Origin of the sequence: Burkholderia sp. 9775_39, from assembly GCF_015712225.1 — a bacterium.
GTDB lineage: Bacteria > Pseudomonadota > Gammaproteobacteria > Burkholderiales > Burkholderiaceae > Burkholderia > Burkholderia cenocepacia.
The window spans coordinates 25158-40230 of the sequence record NZ_JACCQC010000024.1 but is presented as its reverse complement, the minus strand read 5'-3'; the positions used below and the strand labels follow the sequence as shown (position 1 = coordinate 40230).

The window sequence follows — 15073 nt, the reverse complement described above, 5'->3', positions numbered from 1 at the left end:
ATATGTATAAATTTTGGAGAATTTTGTTTGCACTGGTGCTGATCTATACTGCTAATCATGTCTATGCAGGTGGCGCCTATGAGGTGGTCGGAACATCACTGAAAATAGGTGATTCAAAAATATGTTTGCTTGATAGGAGAGCGCGCTACGCGATTGAGAGTTTCGATAAATCCGCCGTCATGCTCTCCGAGACAACTTACGTCGATAAGCATCAGCTGGATCAGTGCCAAACTGGGGTGGCGGTTCACGTTCTTTCGATTCCGACGCGTGTTGGTGTGCTGTCGGATATAAATATCTCGAAGGGAATTTACGTTGCACTTGATTTTGTTGATGTGCGGCCATTTTTGTATTTGGCTACAGTGGCTCGTGTCGGGAATTCAAAAAATATTGTGTCTTTGAAGGGGGCGTATGTCGCTGGCAAAAAAATCAGTGAGCTTAGGCGCGCGGCTTTTAACAGTAGTGGTGAGGCGGGGGCGTCAATTATTTCCCCCGATGGACGCTATGTGGCGCCCACTGGTGAAATAGATTGTTCAAAAACATCCTATCCGGGAGTGTGGGATATAAAAAATAATCGCCGTGTTGTGGTGGAGAATGATGTCTGCATTGCGCTTTTTGAAAAATAAAGAGAAATTGATTAATTCAAATTTTTGTGAGCGATGCGTACTGTATGGCCGAAGACGTGTGGGCGAAATCTATGGGGTGTCTGAGAGTGATTTATGATGGTAATCAAGGGTTTGGCGGCTGTGGTTATGCTCGCGGCATCGTTTTTTTCGTATGCTGGCGATATTTCCAAAACTTTTTCCCCGTCGCCGGGCATCGTGTCGGTGATAAAAATAAAGGGTGATAGTTTGGTTTGGCAGTTGTCGGGCCGCGGTGGAGTTAAGCGCGCGGTGGTAAATTGCGATACGGAAAAGCCGTTGAATATCGAGGTGGATAGTTATGATTTTAGTGGGCGGCTGGGCTTTCGGGTGTCGCATATAGATGATGGGAAGGGCGTGTATAGCGTCGATAGAGTTTTTACATTTTCTTCATTGTCTTATGAGTTTGTGGAGAGGTTTCCGTCGTGTGGGGATGGATTTTTTAATCTTGAAGTTGATAAAAGGAGGCATTACCTGGTTAGTACCTATTGGAGTGGTAATTCTCCTAAAAAGTGTATTACTAGATTGTCAATTTTAAAACCGTAACCGACTTAATTGGGGCTGGCTGCATGAATAAAAAATCTCCCATCCGCAAAGGCGACAAACTAGAACACGGCGGCGAGGTCACCAATGGCTCACCATGGACAACATTCATGGGCAAACCGCTTGCCCGCAAGGGCGACGAGGCATTCTGCGAGCAGCATGGCCAGACCGTCATCGACGAAGGCGCCGACAAGTTTCCCGATCGCGACAACAAGCCATTCGCGCTGGACGGCCATCGCTGCGCATGTGGTTGTCGATTGATCTCGTCGTTACCGAACGTCCACTTCGAATAATGCCTGTCGACCTTTCCCAGGCGGGGCGCCCGAGCGCCTATCCGAGCCATCCACGCTTGTGGCCATGGTGGTTCTGCATTTGGCTAGCCTGCGCGGTTTCCGGAGCAGCGATTGCCCTGCTGACCTGGCCCAAGGGTGAACGGGCGGGCAGCCCCTGGTTCTGGTTCTGCATCGTCGGTATCCCGAACGGGCTATTCGGCCTTCTGTTCGCGATCGAACGCGCATGCTATGAGGCCATGTGGTACCGCGCATACCACCGGAATCTCCATCGCGATCGATGGCTGGCGGAGCGAATCCGTGTCGCGCAGCAACCGCTTCGAGTGCTTGGCGTGGGTTATTGCTTGCCTTTGAACGGCCAGACGCTTGCCCAGGCGATCCGTGCCGGCGCGCGTCTGCCGCGATCGCAACAACCTCGCTATGGCGCGGGAGTCGTCGTGCATTGTCGCTTTGATGACCCGCCGGAGAGATCCGACGAGGCCGGCGACATCGACGAGATCGATCTGGCCGGCGACAGTGAAGCCGATGCCGCAGCAGATGCACCGCCAAAGCGACCCCTTACTCAGTTGGCGTTCAGGATCGCCGAAGCGCTCGAACCAATCGCAGCGAGCCTGCACGCGCTGACGCACTACGAAGCCACCCACTGGCCGAAGGTTCGCGTACTGGCCGAACCCGGCGAAGAAGCTTTGCGCGAGCAGGAAGTGCACGACGCGTTGCAATTGGCCGGTTTGCCGCCGCTTGCGGTATCAGCCGTACCGGCTTCGCACGGGTTACTGATCGCGGACGCATGGCTCGAAACCCGCGACGCATGCCCACTGCTCGTAATCGCAACGGCATGGCATGAAGAATGGCCTCCTACCGGCAGTACGGAGGGATGTGTCGCGGTGCTGCTCGATGCCGGCGTCTACCGTCTACCGGAAGGGGTGCCCGTGATGGCGTCCCTGCATCGTCCTGTCGAGGGCAAGCCGGACGAGATCGAATACGGTTTCGCGAATGCCGTGATCTGGGGCAATACCGATTCCGATGCCGTGACGCGTGCCTGGACCACGCGTGCCGTCGAGCGTTGCAACCAGGGATTGCGCATCGCGAACCTGGCGACGCTTGCGAATAGCGACGCGCAATACGACCTCACCTACATCGCGGGGGATTTTGGTAATGCCAGCGGCTGGCTCTCCATCGCAGCCGCTATCGAATGCGGTGCTGTCGACGCGCCGCAACTGATCGTCGATGGCGTGCAGTCCGCCATCCTCCATGTGCTTCCCGGTATCCCCGGGAAGGAAACTTCGTTGCCTGGACACACTCAGCATGACCGATCCGAAACTGACTTTGCGATCGCTTGACTCGGCACGCGCTGCAGATGCTCAGCCCTCCGGACGCGTTGCGCTCTGGGGCGTGGTGGTTGCGGCACTGATCGTCGCGGCTTTCGTGATCGGCCTTGTATGGGTGCGCGGCGACTTGTTCGATCTCGCGCCCGGCGGGGCGCGGATGCAGGTGGTGGTCGTCATCGTCGTTGCACTGATCGTCTTCGTTGCCATACATCTCTGCCTGTTTTTTATCGGTGCATACGGGATCGCCGGGCGGATGTTTCGCCGGGATATCGGCGACGCGACGAACGCGCAGAAGCCGCTGAAACGCGACGCCCGTCTGCAACGCCTGGTCGAGGAACTACGGATATCGCAGGGCCGGTTCTGGCGATACCGATCACCGTGGCTGATGGTGAGCGGTGCGGACACGTTGGTCGATCAGGTCGCGCCCGGTTTGAAGCGCGCGGGCGTGATGCCGGTCGGCAATGCGATCCTGGTACACGGGGCACCGGATGGCATCGACGCGGGGGTATGGCGCCGGCAGCTTCGTAAGCTGCGGAGCAAACGGCCCGTCGACGGTGTTGTGCACGTCACGCACGTGGACGAGCGCGATATCGAATCGCCGCGCGTACTTGCCGCGCTGGCCGCCGACATCGGCTGGGTCGCGCCTGTCACGTTGCTGCACACCGTGCCGGCGCAGGGCGATCGCTCCGAAATGTTCGAGGCAATCGGTGCGTTTCCGGGGGCGGTGTACAAGGGGGAGCAACTGGCGGTGGTCTTGCGCGATCAGCTTGCCGCGATCGAGCGTGATACGGCGGACGCGTGCGTGCGGCAATGTACAGCGCCCACGCGGATCAGCTATCTAGCCGAAATCTCGCAATACATCGGGACACAGCTCGAACCCATCGTTACCGGCTGGCAAGCGCTCCTGGCATCGCAATGGGTGCGCGCGCCGCTAGCAGGCGTGATGTTCGCTCCGGTATTTAAGGCGACAGCGGCGACGCCGACGCCGGTGCCGATCGCTGCGGACCAGAGCGCATCGGTGACGAACATGTCGATCGAGTTCCCGCCGCAACCCGCTGCACTGCTGCCCACGTGGCGCGCAATCGCCAGCCGGCGACGCAATGGCCGGCGGGCGGGATTCTACTGGCCGGATGCGCTGGCAATGGGCGTGACCGTTGCGGCGATAGCGTCGTGCGCATGGATGACCGCATCGTTCGTCGGCAACCAGCAACTCATGCGCGAAGCGAAGGCGGCAGCGCGCGCAGCGGTCGATGCGCGGCCGCAGACCGCTGCCGCGTGGCGCGCGCAACTGGCGCTACAACAGTTGATGGAAAGGCTCGAATACCGGCAGCAGCATGGCGCACCGTGGTACCTGCGGGCGGGGCTGTCCCGCAATGACGATATCCTCGCCGGTCTCTGGCAACCGTACCGAATCGCTGCGACCCGCAACTTGCAGGCGCCTGTCGTACAAACGATCGACGAACTGTTGAAGGCAGCAGATCAGGCGCGCGCCGATAGCCTGCAATCTCAGGACACGCGAGGTAGTACCTACAACGCGCTCAAGACTTATCTGATGCTCGGCGAGCCCTCGCTTGCCGAGCCCGCATTCCTGAGGCGCGCGCTCGTCACCCTGTGGGTGCGGCCGGTCGAGATGCCGCTCGGCGAGCGTGACGATACTGGCAGGCGGCTTGCAGGCTTCTACGCTGATCACCTGAAAGCACATCCCGAATGGCGGATCGCGACTGACGACCGCATCGTGACTTCGACCCGCAACATGCTGGTCACGCAGATGGGACTCGCATCGGCTGACGACACGGTGTACCAGCGCATTCTCGACGAGGTCAAAAACAAATACGCCGACGCGTCGCTCGAAACGCTCCTGAGCGGCGCCGATGCGCGCGGGATGTTCGCAGCGTCGCGGACTGTCCCGGGGATCTATACCCGTGCCGCGTGGGACGGCATGGTCGCCGCGGCAATCGACAAGGCGTCACATGAACGCCGGATCAGCAGTGACTGGGTGCTGTCCGGTCCGCAGGGATCGCACAGGGTCGGCAATACGCTCTCGCCAGGCATGACCCAAACCACGGCGATCGACAATGAGAAACGTGCAGCCCAGGAACTGAAGCAGCGATTGACGGCCCGGTATTTTGGCGAGTACACGGCGGCATGGCAGCGCATGCTCAACAGTATGCAGTGGCAACCGGCGTCCAGTCTCAGCGGTGCGATCGAACAGCTTTCCCGACTGGCGGACGCTCAGACGTCACCGTTGATCGCGCTGATGAAATCCGTACAGTATCAGGCGTTAGCGGGGCGGCCATCGCAGGCGCTGGCCGACACCCTGGTGAGAAAGGCGCAGAACCTGATCGGGGCTGACGACGAGGTGGGGACGACCGTCGTCAACCCGCTCGACAAGGCGTTTGGCCCGCTGCTGGTGCTGATGGGCGACACGGGCGCGTCGTCTGCCGGGGAAAACGGAAAGCGCGCCACGCCGGCCGACATCGCGCTAAGTGGTGTCAGCTTGTCGCGCTACCTGACGGCCGTCACGACGATGCGGCTGAAGCTGCAACAGATCGCGAGCAGTCCGGACGCTCAGGTCATGGCGCGCTCGCTCGCCCAGGCAGTATTTCAAGGCAAGTTGTCGGAATTGTCGCAGGCGCGCAACGACGCGGCGCTCACGGCCGCGAGCCTGGGTACGGCGTGGGCGGGTTTCGGCGATACGGGGTTTGCGCAACCGCTCGAAGCCGCATGGCAGACGATCCTGCAACCGGCGGCAGCGAGCCTGAATGACGCGTGGCGAGCCGGTGTTGCCGCACCGTTCAACGCGGCGATGAGCGGCCGCTATCCGTTCTTCGATACGCAGGCCGATGCGTCCTTCGCCGAGCTTGGCCGCTACGTGCGGCCCGATACCGGATTGATTTCGCGTTTCGTTGCGACGCAACTGGCCGGTGTGATGAAACTCGAAGGCGACCATTGGGCACCCAGCGAGCTCGCCCCGCAGGCGTTGCGGTTCGACCCGGCATTCCTGAGCGCCGTTCGGCAGTTGTCGACGGTTGGCGCACAGCTCTACCCGCAGGCCGACGCCGGGGAGAAGTTCGACATGATGGCGCTGCCGACGCCGAACGTGACGCGCTCGGAACTGTCGGTCGACGGCATGCAGATCGTCTATTTCAATCAGCAGGAGCGCTGGACCCCGTTGGCGTGGCCCGGCAACGGCCTGAACGGGCACGCGAGGCTGATATGGCAGACGCTCGACGCTGGCCTGCGACAGGCATTTGATGCGACCGGCGACTGGGCATTCCTGCGTCTGCTGAGCCAGGCGGAGATCAAGCCGCTCGACGGCACGCGCTATCGGCTCACGTGGAACACGGGGGGCGATGAGCCGCTGTCGTACGTGTTGCGCACGCGGGTCGGAGCCGGGCCGATCGACTTGCTGAAACTGCGCGGGTTCCGCATGCCGGATCGCATTTTCGTTGTCGGCAAGGCGGGTGCCGTGCCGACGATGCCGCTTCTGCCGCCACTGCCACCGGATTTCCAGCCATGAGTGAAGACAAGACCCATCCGACGACGCACGCCGGCGGCGGTTTCGGCGCGGAGGACGACCGGTACCTGCGCTATTTCGATGCGGAGATGCGATACCTGCGCGAGGCGGGGAGGGAGTTCGCGAGGTCCCAGCCACAGGGCGCCCGCCGCGTGGGGATGACGATGCCCGGCGCGCGCCACGACAGTGTCGAGCAGACCTACGAGGGTTTCGCGTTTCTCACGAGCCGGCTGCGGATGAAGCTCGACGACGCAGCGCCGGAAATCACCGATCCTTTGCTCGATCATCTGTGGCCGCATACAGGCCGCACGATTCCGTCGCTGACCATCCTCGAGTGCGTGCCGCGTTCCGGCGAGGCGCGGATACTCGATACGCTGCCGGCGGGGTTGCAGGTACGTTCGACACCGGTCGGACCGGAGGGGACGATATGTGTCTATCGAACCACGCGGGCGATACACCTGTTGCCGCTCAACGTGCGTGAAGCGGGCGCGCGCATGCGTGAGGACGGCCGTACGGTGATCCGGCTCGCGTTCGACCTGCTGCACCGAGAACAGCGGTTGCTGGACGACCTGTCGCGTATCCGGCTATACCTGCATGGCGACCGGCCGACTGCATCGGCGCTGTACGCGGCTTTCACGCGCCAGGTGGAGTCGATCGGCGTGCGCATGCCGCGCCTGCTCGACGGCCAGCTACAACCCCGCCCGGCGATGACGATCGAGGCGGCGGGCTTCGGCGCGCAGGCGCGACTGTGGCCGACCGACCCTGATGCACGCGACGCCGATCTCGACTGCGAGCAAACGATGCTCGAATATTTCGCGTTCCCCGAGAAGTTCCACTTCGTGGACTTGTGCGGTTTAGACGCGGCCAGTGTGCCGCCGGGCGAAACACGGCTTGAATTCGAGATCGTGATTCGAGACCGGATTCCCGGTGACGTCACGTTAGGCGCGGACAACATCCGGTTGTTCTGCACGCCGGTGATCAATCTGCTCGAACTGGACGCGCAGGCCATCCGCCCCAATGCGCATGACCGCGACTATCCGGTGCGCGCCCCGGCCTCCGCAGGCGAGTACGTCGAGCCCTACGATGTACTGTCGGTCGTGGCGACCGATCCGCGTACCGCAAGGCAATACCCGTATCAGTCGATCAAGGCATTCCGGCACCGCGGCGGGATGATCCGGCACGAGTCGCCGGATCGGTACTACCACGCTTCGATTCGGCAGGGCGTGACGGGCCGGCGCGAGATGGTCGTGACGTTGGGCGGACATCTTTCGGATGAACCGGGCAGCTTGCCGGACGGACACGTAACGGTCCGGGTGTTGGCAAACAACGGGCGCCTGCCGCGGATGGCGCTGCGTGAATCGATGGTTACCACACCTGCTTCGACCTTCAATGGTGTCGAGCGCGTGCACAATTTGACGGCCCCGACGATGCCGCTGTATCCGCCGCGCGGCGGCGATTATGACTGGCGGGTGATTTCCCACTTCAATGGGGTCGGCACAACCGAGCTGAACATGATGGATGCGAATGTGCTGCGCGGCGCGCTGTCGTTGTACGACTGGACACGGGAGGACGATAACCGGCGACGCATCGATGCGATTCATCACGTTTGGCTCGATGAGGAAACGGAATTCGTCGGGGCGCGTGTCGACCGTATCGTGAATGTGAACGTGGGTATCGAGCCGTCGGGTTTTGCCGGGCCGGGTGACGTTGCGCTGTTCGGCGACGTACTCAGCCGTTTCGTCGGCCGCTATGCGTGCTTCCATTTCGCGGTGCGGCTCGTTCTGTATGAAGGCGTGGGCGGCCCGAGCCGGCGCTATCCATGCACGATCAAGACGGGAGACTGGCTGTGACGCCGCGAGCACATCCGATGATGCGAAGCATTCGATTGGCGGCTGCTATTGCGATGACGGCCGCGTTGCTGTCTGGCTGCGGTATATGGCAATCGATGAAAGAGACGACCGCCGGCATGACACGCGCGATTTTCGTCACGAAGGTCAAGCAGATGAACCTCGTGGTCGAAAGCCGCGCCGCACTCAACGAGAGCGAGCAGGGGCAATCGCTACCGGTTGTAATGCGCGTCTACCAGTTGAAGGATGCGCATATCTTCGAGAATGCAGCTTACGTCTCGCTGCTCGATGATCACCGTGCGTTACTGAAGACCGATCTGCTCGACAGCATGGAGACCACGCTCGTGCCGGGCGCCACGGTGACGCTGTCCGCGCCAACGGCAGCCGACGCGCAAGTTGTGGGCGTGGCGGGATTCTTTCGGGATCAGCGCGATGCCGAGTGGCAACTGGTGATTCCGAAGTCGCAGTGGAAGAAGACGGATCCCGTCAAGTTGGTCGTGACGGGCAACCGGATGGAGCTGGCGCCCTGAACGAAGGAATGCGATGGTGGTTGGCAAGACGCATGACATGTGCGTATTTGCAGTTCGGGATTCGAATTGCACACGCCGCGAGGCCGAGCGTTGACGCCTAAGCCCGAATGGCCGCTCGCATCACTCCGGCAAATCCCGCCGGCTCACATCCCACTCGATCCCGCCCGCATTGAGCTGCTCGATCTTCTCCATCCGCTGCCGCGCGAGTTCCGGCAGCCGGTTCGTCACACCGATCACCAGCGCTTCGGCGAGCGCCAGCGCCGGCACGTTGGTCTGCAGCATCGCGAAAGGGCGGCCCTGGATGCGCAGCACGATCTCCGCGAACTCGCCGATCGGCGAGCGCCATTCGTCGGTGATCAGCAGGATTCGCGCGCCGAGTTGGTGCGCGGCCTGCGCGAAGCGGATGCTGTCCTTCTGGTAACGGCGAAAATCGAAGATCACGAGTACGTCGTTGCGCCCCATGTCGGCCAGCGCGACGGACGCGAGATTCACGTTCGGCTCGACGTACTGCACGTGCGGCCGCGCATAGGCCAGCGTGAACGAGAACAGCGACGCGAGCGGCGCCGTATAGCGTCCGCCGCCGCAGAAGACGCGCACGTCCGGATCGGCCAGCACCGCCACGGCTGCGTCGAAGGCGGCCGCGTCGAGCCCGTCGATCGTCGTCGCGAGCGATTCGGACAGCCGCTGGAAAATCGCCGCGTGACTGTCGCGCATGCCCGTTTCCGAGTGGAACGCATCCATCCGCGCGAGCGGCGAATTCATCGCGGTGTCGATCTCGTCGTGCAGCGCCTGCTGGAACGACGAGTAGTTCGGAAAACCGATCCGGACGACGAAGCGGAACACGGTCGGGTCGCTGACTTCCGCCTGCTTCGCAACCTGCGCGATGGGGCCCAGCCCCAGACTGGGATAGCGATCCAGCAACGCCTGCGCGACCTTCTGTTCCGACGGCGTGAAGCTATCCATTTGGGATAACAGCAACGCCCTGATGCTCGTCCCCATCGGCACTCCGGCTCTCTATCTGAATTGAATGACCCAATGAAACGGCAGACGGGCGTCTGCCGGCAACTGCACGCATGTTAGCCGATCGAGGGGCGGCAGGCCGCGTGCGGTTTCAAATTAGAGGGACGCATCACCTGCCCAGACGATATGTTCATATATGTAATAAATCAAACATACTTCACCCGATGTATCTCGGATGTTTCGCTTTAAATTCAGTGATTACCCTAGGTTATGGTACAAAAAAGCGAATGATATGATCGCGGCCTCATTGAAATGTATCGTTTATTACACGTCGAATCGGCAGCGTCGACCAACCAATTGCGCGGTCGACGCATCCCGGCATGGCCCGGTTTATTCGTCTGGAGGATTCCGTCATGAGGCGGCTCGTAGTACTCACCCTGTTGTCGGCGATGAGCGTGTGCGCGTTCGCCGCGTCGGACCCGGCGGTCGAAGCGAAGAACGGCATGGTCGTGTCGTCGCAGCACTTCGCATCGCAGATCGGCGTCGACATCCTGAAGGCAGGCGGCAATGCGGTGGACGCGGCAGTGGCCGTCGGCTATGCGCAGGCCGTGACCAACTCGTGCTGCGGCAACATCGGCGGCGGCGGCTTCATGACGATCCACCTGGCCGACGGTCGCGACCGCTTCATCAATTTCCGCGAGACCGCGCCGGCCGCGGCGTCCGCGAACATGTATCTCGATGCGGCGGGCAACGTGATTCCGGACCAGAGCCTGTACGGCTACCGTGCGGTCGGCGTGCCGGGCACGGTGGCCGGCCTCGATCTCGCGCAGCGCAAATACGGGAAGCTGACGCGCCGGCAGGTGATGGCGCCGGCGATCCGGCTCGCGCGCGACGGCTTCGTGCTGACGCGCGGCGATACCGACATCCTCGACACGACGGTCGAGCGCTTCAGGAAGGATCCGGAAGCCGCGCGCATCTTCCTGCGCCCGGACGGCACGGCGCTGCAGCCGGGCGATCGCCTGGTGCAGAAGGATCTGGCGCGCACGCTCGAGCGCATCGCGGAGCAGGGGCCCGACGCGTTCTATCACGGCGAGATCCCGAAGATCGTGGAAGCGGCGGCCAAGCGCGGCGGCGGCGTGATCACGGCGGCCGATTTCGCGTCCTATCGCGCGCAGGACATGGCGCCGCTGACATGCACGTATCGCGGCTACGAGTTCGTGTCGGCGCCGCCGCCGAGCTCGGGCGGCGTGACGATGTGCGAGACGCTGAACATCCTCGAAGGATATGACCTGCGCAAGCTCGGCTACCACTCGGCCGCGGCGGTGCACTACATGACCGAGGCGATGCGCCATGCGTACGAAGATCGCAACACGCTGCTCGGCGATCCGGACTTCATCGACAACCCGATCGCGAAGCTGACGAGCAAGGAGTACGCGGCGCAGATCCGCAAGAGCATCCATGCCGATACGGCGACGCCGTCGGTCGACGTGCAGCCCGGTGTCGGCGTGCACGAGAAGCCGGAAACGACGCATTACTCGATCGTCGACCACGACGGCAATGCGGTGTCGACGACCTACACGGTCAACGGCCGCTTCGGCGCCGTGGTCATCGCGCCGGGCACGGGCTTCTTCCTGAACGACGAGATGGACGACTTCACCGTGAAGGTCGGCGCGCAGAACCTGTTCGGCCTCGTGCAGGGCACGCGCAACTCGATCGCGCCGGGCAAGCGTCCGCTGTCGTCGATGGCGCCGACCATCGTGAAGAAGGACGGCAAGGTGTTCATGGTGGTCGGTTCGCCCGGCGGCTCGCGCATCATCACGATCACGCTGCAGACCGTGCTGAACGTGATCGACTACGGGATGACGCCGCAGGACGCGGTCGCCGCGCCGCGCATCCATCACCAGTGGCTGCCCGACGCGGTCTATTACGAAACCTACGGCCTGTCGCCGGACACGCTCGCGATCCTGCGCAACATGGGCTACAAGATGGTCGAGCAGACGCCGTGGGGCGCCGCCGAGCTGATCATGGTCGGCCTGCCGGGCACCGAAGCGGCGAGCCGCCAGAGTTCCGGGAACGATTCGTCGGTGTCCGGCAACGTGCGCGTCGGCTTCATCTACGGCTACAACGACCCGCGCCGTCCGGCCGGCTCGGCGATCGGCTACTGACGCGATCGCTTCAAGTTGAATCGCTGCCGCCGGCGTTCGCGTTGCCGCGAATGCCGGTGCGGCGGCAAGCGTGTCCGTCAGCGGGCATCCGGCAGCCGCAGCGGCGCGCCCGGTGCGCACCGAGGCACGGCGCGCGCAGCTTTCTTCCGTCAACTCCATCGCCATGCGGCGAATCCCGTCATGAACAAACGAATGTCTGCAGCAGGGTGGATCCTGCTCGCGATGGCAGCCGGCATCCTGGTCGGCTACCTGATCTACACGCAGCTTCCCGACAAGCAATCGGCCGCGGAAATCGCCGGCTACATCTCGCTCGTGTCCGACGTGTTCCTGCGGCTGATCAAGATGGTGATCGGCCCGCTGGTGTTCTCGACGCTCGTCGTCGGCATCGCGCACATGGGCGATGCGTCGTCGGTCGGGCGCGTGTTCGTGAAGGCGCTCGGCTGGTTCGTCACCGCGTCGCTGATCTCGTTGCTGCTGGGGCTGCTGATGGCGAACCTGCTGCGACCCGGCGAGAACCTCGGGCTGCCGCTGCCGGACATCGGCGCGTCCGCGCATCTCGCGACGTCCAAGTTCACGCTGAAGGATTTCGTCGGCCACATGGTGCCGAAGTCGATTGCCGAGGCGATGGCGAACAATGAGATCCTGCAGATCGTCGTGTTCTCGATGTTCTTCGGCGTCGCGCTCGCCGCACTCGGCGAGCGCGGCAAGATCCTGGTCGCCGCGATCGACCAGCTCGCGCACGTGATGCTGAAGATCACCGGCTACGTGATGAAGCTCGCGCCGCTCGCGGTGATGGCCGCGATGGCGTCGACCGTCGCGATCAACGGGTTGTCGATCCTGCTGAAGTTCGCGGTGTTCATGGGCGACTTCTACGCGAGCCTCGTGCTGCTGTGGGCCACGCTCGTCACGGCCGGGCTGCTGTTCCTCGGTCGCCGCGTGTTCAAGCTGCTCGTGCTGATCAAGGAAGCGTTCATGCTGTCGTTCGCGACCGCGAGCTCGGAAGCCGCGTATCCGAAGATCCTCGACGCGCTCGACCGGTTCGGCGTGCGCCGCAAGATCTCGAGCTTCGTGATGCCGATGGGCTATTCGTTCAACCTCGACGGCTCGATGATGTACTGCACGTTCGCGACGCTGTTCATCGCGCAGGCGTACGACATCCACCTGTCGCTCGGCACGCAGGTCACGATGCTGCTGATCCTGATGCTGACGTCGAAGGGGATGGCCGGCGTGCCGCGCGCGTCGCTCGTCGTGATCGCGGCGACGCTGCACCAGTTCAACATCCCGGAAGCCGGGCTGCTGCTGATTCTCGGTGTCGACACGTTCCTCGACATGGGCCGCTCGGCCACCAATGCGGTGGGCAACTCGATCGCCAGCGCGGTGGTCGCGAAGTGGGAAGGCGAGCTGATGTCGGAGTCCGAAGCGCACGCGCATGCCGCGCATCTCGATGCCGAACTCGAACGGCAGAACGGCGACCCGGCCTATGGCGCCGGTCAGGCCACGTCGACCTGACGGTCAGGCCGCGAGCGCCTCATCGATGCACGCCGCGAGCACCATCGCGGCGGCGTTGCCCGGCGTCGAGCCGAGCAGTTGCGGCGCATAGACGCTGTCGCCGATCTCGATCGCGCGCCCCGACAGCGCGCACACGCCGCGCTTGCGCGTCGTGAACAGGCGCCACTTCTGGTAGCCGTAGTGCCCGGTGCATGCATCACACCACGAAATCATCACGGTGTCGGCCGTGGGCCGTTCGAGCACGCTGATGGTCGGCTTGCTCGTCGCGTCCCACGACGGCAGCCGGTCACGCGTGACGCTGCGCCGTCGCGGCCCGCTCCACGAAACGGACGGCATGTCGAAGCTGCCGATTGCGGCGACGGTCATGAGCCAGGGCGCTACACGATTGTTCATGTCTCTGTTCCTCGAAACGTTGCGCGGTGCCGCGACACGCGGCATCACGACAGGCGGATGCGCGGCTGCACCCAGCCGTTGATCCGTTCGGCGATCCACAGCAGGGTCGCCTTGGAGAAACCGTGCAGCGCCTGCTGGTGCCGCCGGTAGAGCATCAGGTGGCTGAACTGCGCGAAGCGGCCCTGGATGAAGCCGCCGCGGAAGAATCCGAACTGCCCGAGCGTGCCGAACGCGTCGTAGTCGCTGATCGACACCAGCGCGCCGAAATCGTGGAACGCGAACGGCGGAATCGGCGTGCCGTCGAGCCACGCGGGCAGATGCTTCGCGAGATGCTCGGCCTGCTGCGTCGCGACCTGCGCGGTCGGCGGCAGCGGCCGTTCGTGGCCGTCGGGCAGCAGGCTGCCGCAATCGCCGATCGCGAACACGCGCTCGTCGCCGGTCGCCTGCAGCGTGGGGCCGACGACGATCTGGTTCGCGCGGTTCGTGTCGAGCCCGCCCAGCGCCTGCATGAAATCGGGCGCCTTCACGCCGGCCGCCCATACCATCAGGTCCGCTTCGGCGAACGAACCGTCGCCGTAGTGGAAACCGTTCGCGTCGGCGGACGTGACGCGCGTCGACGTGAGTACGCGAAAACCGATCTGTTCGAGCCGCCGCTGGGCCGACGCGGAAATCCTCGGCGGAAACGCGTTGAGGATGCGCGGGCCGCTTTCGAGCAGCGTGAGTTGCAGTCGCTCGCGCACCGTGTCGTCGCCATAGGCCTGCGCGACTTCCAGCAAGCGGCTCAACTCCGCCGCGAGTTCCACGCCCGTCGCCCCCGCGCCGACGATCGCGACGCGAAACGGCTCGTCGCGCGCGATGCTGCGGAACACGCGCATCCGCAACGCTTCGTTGAAGGTCTCGGCCTGCTGCTGGCTGTCGATGAAGTAGCAGTGCTCGCGCACGCCGGGCACGCCGAAATCGTTGGCCTGGCTGCCGAGCGCGAGGATCAGCACGTCGTATTCGAGTTCGCGTGCGTCGATCACGACGTCGCCGTCCTGCGAGCGGATCTCGCCGAGCTGCACGCGGCGGCGTGCGCGATCGAGCCCCTTCAGTTCGCCGGGCTGGTACGTGTAGTCGTGGTCGCGGGCATGGGCGAGGAAGATCACCTGCTGCTGCTGGACGTCGCGCGTGCCGGCCGCGATCGTGTGCAGCATCGGCTTCCAGATGTGCGTCGGACTGCGATCGACGACCGTGATCTGCGCCCGCCCGGAGCGGCCGAGACGCTCGCCCAGGCGGGTCGCGAGCTGCAGCCCGGCGATCCCGCCGCCGACGATGACGATGCGTGTAGGGGTTGTCATGGATAAATCATCACGT

At 63.2% G+C, this 15073-nt stretch carries 12 protein-coding genes; 9 read left to right on the top strand and 3 right to left on the bottom strand.

Going from position 1 to position 15073, the window contains the following annotated elements; translation table 11 throughout:
- Positions 1-2 precede the first annotated feature (2 nt).
- The 7 genes from H0X90_RS27020 to tssJ all read left to right on the top strand — a co-directional run bounded on the left by H0X90_RS27020 (position 3) and on the right by tssJ (position 8693).
- The gene (locus H0X90_RS27020) at positions 3-623 is read left to right on the top strand and encodes a hypothetical protein (RefSeq protein ID WP_125346450.1); all 621 of its coding nucleotides are present in this window, start codon (positions 3-5) and stop codon (positions 621-623) included.
- A 93-nt stretch (positions 624-716) separates the two neighbouring features.
- On the top strand, positions 717-1184 hold the full coding sequence (locus H0X90_RS27015; protein ID WP_125346448.1) for a hypothetical protein: 468 nt from the start codon (positions 717-719) through the stop codon (positions 1182-1184).
- A 23-nt stretch (positions 1185-1207) separates the two neighbouring features.
- Positions 1208-1474: a PAAR domain-containing protein gene (locus H0X90_RS27010; protein ID WP_077189327.1), complete on the top strand. Its 267-nt coding sequence runs from the start codon at positions 1208-1210 to the stop codon at positions 1472-1474.
- The gene (locus tag H0X90_RS27005; RefSeq protein WP_227739694.1) at positions 1426-2811 is read left to right on the top strand and encodes a hypothetical protein; all 1386 of its coding nucleotides are present in this window, start codon (positions 1426-1428) and stop codon (positions 2809-2811) included. The genes H0X90_RS27010 and H0X90_RS27005 overlap by 49 nt, the downstream gene beginning before the upstream one ends.
- Complete coding sequence (locus H0X90_RS27000; RefSeq protein WP_077189329.1) at positions 2777-6319, top strand: ImcF-related family protein; 3543 nt, start codon at positions 2777-2779, stop codon at positions 6317-6319. Before H0X90_RS27005 ends, H0X90_RS27000 begins: the two co-directional genes overlap by 35 nt.
- A complete protein-coding gene (gene tssF, locus H0X90_RS26995; RefSeq protein WP_077189330.1) occupies positions 6316-8166 on the top strand; it encodes a type VI secretion system baseplate subunit TssF in 1851 nt (616 codons plus the stop codon). The genes H0X90_RS27000 and tssF overlap by 4 nt, the downstream gene beginning before the upstream one ends.
- Entirely contained in the window at positions 8136-8693 is a 558-nt protein-coding gene (gene tssJ / locus H0X90_RS26990) for a type VI secretion system lipoprotein TssJ (RefSeq protein ID WP_227739695.1), read from the top strand. The genes tssF and tssJ overlap by 31 nt, the downstream gene beginning before the upstream one ends.
- 120 nt (positions 8694-8813) lie before the next feature.
- Here the strand turns inward: tssJ and H0X90_RS26985 are convergent, their stop codons facing one another.
- Complete coding sequence (locus H0X90_RS26985; RefSeq protein WP_006484428.1) at positions 8814-9692, bottom strand: MurR/RpiR family transcriptional regulator; 879 nt, start codon at positions 9690-9692, stop codon at positions 8814-8816.
- 374 nt (positions 9693-10066) lie between these two features.
- Here H0X90_RS26985 and ggt point away from each other — a divergent pair, with 374 nt between their 5' ends.
- Together ggt and H0X90_RS26975 are read left to right on the top strand one after the other, a co-directional pair.
- A complete protein-coding gene (ggt, locus tag H0X90_RS26980; protein ID WP_006496886.1) occupies positions 10067-11818 on the top strand; it encodes a gamma-glutamyltransferase in 1752 nt (583 codons plus the stop codon).
- A 180-nt stretch (positions 11819-11998) separates the two neighbouring features.
- Positions 11999-13327, top strand: a complete 1329-nt coding sequence (locus H0X90_RS26975) for a dicarboxylate/amino acid:cation symporter (protein WP_077189332.1) — start codon at positions 11999-12001, stop codon at positions 13325-13327.
- Positions 13328-13330: 3 nt separating this feature from the next.
- Here H0X90_RS26975 and H0X90_RS26970 read toward each other — a convergent pair whose 3' ends face one another.
- Positions 13331-13720, bottom strand: a complete 390-nt coding sequence (locus H0X90_RS26970; RefSeq protein WP_058903269.1) for a DUF3331 domain-containing protein — start codon at positions 13718-13720, stop codon at positions 13331-13333.
- Positions 13721-13764: 44 nt separating this feature from the next.
- A complete protein-coding gene (locus H0X90_RS26965) occupies positions 13765-15057 on the bottom strand; it encodes an NAD(P)/FAD-dependent oxidoreductase (RefSeq protein WP_077189333.1) in 1293 nt (430 codons plus the stop codon).
- Positions 15058-15073 lie beyond the last annotated feature (16 nt).

Excerpts from the sequence above, each read along its gene's own strand:
- H0X90_RS27020 (WP_125346450.1), top strand. The coding sequence starts at position 3 with ATGTATAAATTTTGGAGAATTTTGTTTGCACTGGTGCTGATCTATACT.
- H0X90_RS27015 (WP_125346448.1), top strand. The coding sequence starts at position 717 with ATGATGGTAATCAAGGGTTTGGCGGCTGTGGTTATGCTCGCGGCATCG.
- H0X90_RS27010 (WP_077189327.1), top strand. The coding sequence starts at position 1,208 with ATGAATAAAAAATCTCCCATCCGCAAAGGCGACAAACTAGAACACGGC.
- H0X90_RS27005 (WP_227739694.1), top strand. The coding sequence starts at position 1,426 with ATGTGGTTGTCGATTGATCTCGTCGTTACCGAACGTCCACTTCGAATA.
- H0X90_RS27000 (WP_077189329.1), top strand. The coding sequence starts at position 2,777 with ATGACCGATCCGAAACTGACTTTGCGATCGCTTGACTCGGCACGCGCT.
- tssF (WP_077189330.1), top strand. The coding sequence starts at position 6,316 with ATGAGTGAAGACAAGACCCATCCGACGACGCACGCCGGCGGCGGTTTC.
- tssJ (WP_227739695.1), top strand. The coding sequence starts at position 8,136 with ATGCACGATCAAGACGGGAGACTGGCTGTGACGCCGCGAGCACATCCG.
- H0X90_RS26985 (WP_006484428.1), bottom strand. The coding sequence starts at position 9,692 with ATGGGGACGAGCATCAGGGCGTTGCTGTTATCCCAAATGGATAGCTTC.
- ggt (WP_006496886.1), top strand. The coding sequence starts at position 10,067 with ATGAGGCGGCTCGTAGTACTCACCCTGTTGTCGGCGATGAGCGTGTGC.
- H0X90_RS26975 (WP_077189332.1), top strand. The coding sequence starts at position 11,999 with ATGAACAAACGAATGTCTGCAGCAGGGTGGATCCTGCTCGCGATGGCA.
- H0X90_RS26970 (WP_058903269.1), bottom strand. The coding sequence starts at position 13,720 with ATGAACAATCGTGTAGCGCCCTGGCTCATGACCGTCGCCGCAATCGGC.
- H0X90_RS26965 (WP_077189333.1), bottom strand. The coding sequence starts at position 15,057 with ATGACAACCCCTACACGCATCGTCATCGTCGGCGGCGGGATCGCCGGG.